The following is a 3,225-nucleotide window of genomic DNA, read 5'->3' as shown; positions in this document are numbered from 1 at the left end:
CTTCGCCGACGCGGCCAGTGCGGCGCCGGCGGCGTCGTCGGCCCGGGGATCGGCCGAGCGCGGTGCGGACCCGGCGAACGGCCGGCAGGTCACCTCCTCGCCGCGGCGGGCCACCAGCAGTTCGGGGCTGGCGCCCACCAGTGCCGTGCCGGTGTGCGCGGGTCCGGCGGGGGAGAGGTCGGCCAGGTAGGCGAAGGACTCGGGGTCGGCATCGACCAGCCGGTGCAGGATCGCCAGCGGGTCCAGCGGGCCGTCCGCGGCCAGCTGCAGCGAGCGCGCCAAAACGACCTTCCGCAAAGGGTTTTCAGGATCACGCAGCCGGTGCAGGGCGGCCTCGACCCGGGCCCGGTGGGTCGCGACGTCGGGCAGCGCCGCCGCGACCCGCACCTTCGGCAGCGGCGAATCCGGCGCCGGCGGCAGCGTGTGGGCAACCCGCTCGGGCGCCAGCAGCGCGGCCGGGTCCCGCGGGTCGAACGGCAGCGCCCCCACCACCAGGCCGGCCGAGCCGTCACGCAGCGCGGCCCCCGCCGCCGCGACGTCGTCGTAGCTGTTCCGAATGCCCTGGGCCACAAGGGTTCCGGAGGGTCCGGTCAGCACGAAGGGTGTCGCGGGGGTCACTGGCTGGTCAGGCCCAGCGCGGAGAGCTGGCGCAGCCCGTACTCGAAACCGCACACCGACACCGCGGCGGTGCCGAACCCGTAGCGGGCGCCCTCGCGCAGCGGCTGCTCCACCCAGCGGGTGATCACCGACCGGGAGAAGTGGCCGTGGCTGACGAACACCACGTCGCGCTCGGCCATGTGGTCCAGCGCGTAGGCCACCGCCTGGTCGGCGCGCATGCTCACCTGGTCCACGCTCTCCCCGCCCGGGCAGCCGTAGGTCCACAGCAGCCAGCCGGGGGTCTCGGTGCGGATCTCGTGGGTGGTCAGCCCCTCGTAATCGCCGTAGTCCCACTCGGCCAGCAGCGGGGAGACCTCGTCGACGCGCAGGCCGGCCAGTTCGGCGGTCACCACCGCGCGCCGCCGCGGGCTGCTGATCACCAGGGGGTTGTCCAGCTCCAGCCGGCCGAGCGTCAGCGCGGCAAGTCTGGCCTGCTCGCGGCCCACGTCGGTCAGGTCGAGGTCGGTGACGCTGGTGTGCTTGCGGTCCCGAGACCACTCCGTCTCCCCGTGCCGCAGCAGGACCAGCCGATGGTTGCCGACACTCACGCTGACCGATTCTGCCAGTATGGTCGCCGTGACCCGAGTACTGGCGGTGGCCAACCAGAAGGGCGGGGTGGCCAAGACGACCACCGTCGCCTCGCTGGGCGCGGCGTTCGTCCGCGAGGGCAGGCGGGTGCTGCTCGTCGACCTCGACCCGCAGGGCTGCCTGACCTTCTCGCTGGGCACCGACCCCGACAAGCTGGCGGTGTCGGTGCACGAGGTGCTGCTCGGCGAGGTGGAGCCCGGCGCGGCGCTGGTCGCCACGCCGGAGGGCATGATGCTGCTGCCGGCCAACATCGATCTGGCCGGCGCCGAGGCGATGCTGCTGATGCGGGCCGGACGGGAGTACGCGCTGCGGCGCGCACTGGACAAGCTCGACGGGCCGGAGTCTTTCGACGTGGTGGTCATCGACTGCCCGCCGTCGCTGGGAGTGCTCACCCTCAACGGGCTGACCGCCGCCGACGACGTGATCGTGCCGCTGCAGTGCGAGACCCTGGCGCACCGCGGGGTGGGCCAGTTCCTGCGCACCGTCGCCGACGTCCAGCAGATCACCAACCCGAACCTGCGGATGCTCGGTGCGCTGCCGACGCTCTACGACTCGCGCACCACCCACAGCCGCGACGTGCTGTTCGACGTCGCCGACCGCTACGACCTGCCGGTACTGGCGCCGCCGATCCCGCGGACGGTGCGCTTCGCCGAGGCCAGCGCGTCGGGTTCGTCGGTGATCGCCGGCAAGCGCAAGAACAAGGGGGCGTCGGCCTACCGCGAGCTGGCCAAGAGCCTGCTCAAGCACTGGAAGTCCGGCAAGGAGCTACCGACGCTGGAACTCTAGGCCCCTCACGGCCCGTACCCGGTCAGCGCTTCGTCGCGCTGTTCGATCACCGTCGAGCCGATGACCGCGGGCAGCACCGCGCCGGTCCCGGGCGGGTGCGCGATCGGGATCACCCGCTGCCGGGTGCCGTCGGCGTTGTCGTGGACCGCCAGGCCGTCGGCGACCGGCACCAGCAGCCGTCCGGCCATCATGGTCGCCGGGCCCAGCACGGCCTGCGGCCCGTCCGTGTCCAGGGTGAAGCGGTAGTTCAGCTTGTTGTCGAAGACCATCACCGCGCTGCCGGTCCACCAGGTGATCTGATCGCCGGCCCGGGTCACCGCGGGCAGGCCGGCGGCCGGCACGGGCGGGCCGGGCAGGTAGGTGCTGGAGACCTTCGAGCCGGTCTCGTCGTAGACCGCGACCTCCGGGCGGGGCGTGGGCAGGTACACCGCGGCGCTGGTGCCGGCGACGGCCAGCACCCGGGCCTCGGCGTCGGCGGCCACGCCGTCCAGCTCCACCCGCTTGACGTCGGGCTCGTCCTCCTCCTTGGCGGGCTTGAGCAGGGTCAGCCGCAGATCCTCAGCGTCGCTGCAGGCCTCGAGCACGCCGACCGCGCTCTCGCTGGCCGCCGCCGACATCAGCGCGCAGCCCTCGCCCAGCTTGGTGTTGACCGGTTTGACCGGCGCGTCCATCTCGCCGTAGGACAGCATCCGGACCAGGTCCGAGCGCCACAGTTCCAGCCGGGTGGCCCCGGCGGAGAGCACCGCGTTGCCGTCGGAGCTGAGCAGCACCGCATCGTCTGCGTAGCTGGTGCGGGTCGGGCCGCGGTGCCCGGTCGAGGCGTCGATGCCGCTGACCTGTCCGCAGCCCCGCACGTCCGGGTAGACCGCGACGACGAGGTCGTAGACGTAGGACACCCCGCACAGGTCGGTGTCGCGGGCGTAGCTCCAGCGCGGCTCGCCGGTCTGCGGGTCGAGGCCGGCCACCGTGCGACCGTCGCCGCTGATCACGTCGCCGCCCAACACGATCGGCAGCCGGGTGGCGCCGCTGGCCGCGGTCCAAAGCTGTTGCAGCGTCTCCGGGACGGCGTCGGCGGCGGCCACGCGCGGCGCCGGTTCGGCAGCCGGGCGGCTGAGCGTGGCGCGCGCCGACCTGCGCCACAAGATGGCGCCGAGCGGCAGCGCCCCCACTGCGGCGCTCGCCGCCGCGGCGATG

The 3,225-nt window shown here is 73.6% G+C and carries 4 protein-coding genes; 1 reads left to right on the top strand and 3 read right to left on the bottom strand.

Annotation, left to right across the window (positions count from 1 at the left end):
- A partial coding sequence (locus tag ACKOQ4_RS10990; RefSeq protein ID WP_526291719.1) for a chorismate-binding protein occupies positions 1-618 on the bottom strand: 618 nt, incomplete at its 3' end.
- Entirely contained in the window at positions 615-1,205 is a 591-nt protein-coding gene (locus tag ACKOQ4_RS10985; protein WP_526291717.1) for an acid phosphatase, read from the bottom strand. The genes ACKOQ4_RS10985 and ACKOQ4_RS10990, both read right to left, overlap by 4 nt.
- 19 nt (positions 1,206-1,224) lie before the next feature.
- Between ACKOQ4_RS10985 and ACKOQ4_RS10980 the strand changes: the two genes are divergently transcribed.
- Positions 1,225-2,031: a ParA family protein gene (locus ACKOQ4_RS10980; protein ID WP_526291715.1), complete on the top strand. Its 807-nt coding sequence runs from the start codon at positions 1,225-1,227 to the stop codon at positions 2,029-2,031.
- A gap of 5 nt (positions 2,032-2,036) precedes the next feature.
- On the opposite strand, the gene ACKOQ4_RS10975 is transcribed toward ACKOQ4_RS10980, so the two are convergent.
- Entirely contained in the window at positions 2,037-3,224 is a 1,188-nt protein-coding gene (locus ACKOQ4_RS10975) for an Rv3212 family protein (RefSeq protein WP_526291713.1), read from the bottom strand.
- Between the last annotated feature and the right edge of the window lies 1 nt (position 3,225).

Source organism: Mycobacterium sp. (assembly GCF_046095365.1).
Taxonomy (GTDB): Bacteria; Actinomycetota; Actinomycetes; order Mycobacteriales; family Mycobacteriaceae; genus Mycobacterium.
Note: the sequence above shows the minus strand (reverse complement) of the source record. Positions and strands in the feature narration are given on the sequence as shown.

Bases quoted from the DNA above. Each gene is read 5' to 3' on its own strand.
- ACKOQ4_RS10980 (WP_526291715.1), top strand. From the start codon at position 1,225: ATGGTCGCCGTGACCCGAGTACTGGCGGTGGCCAACCAGAAGGGCGGG.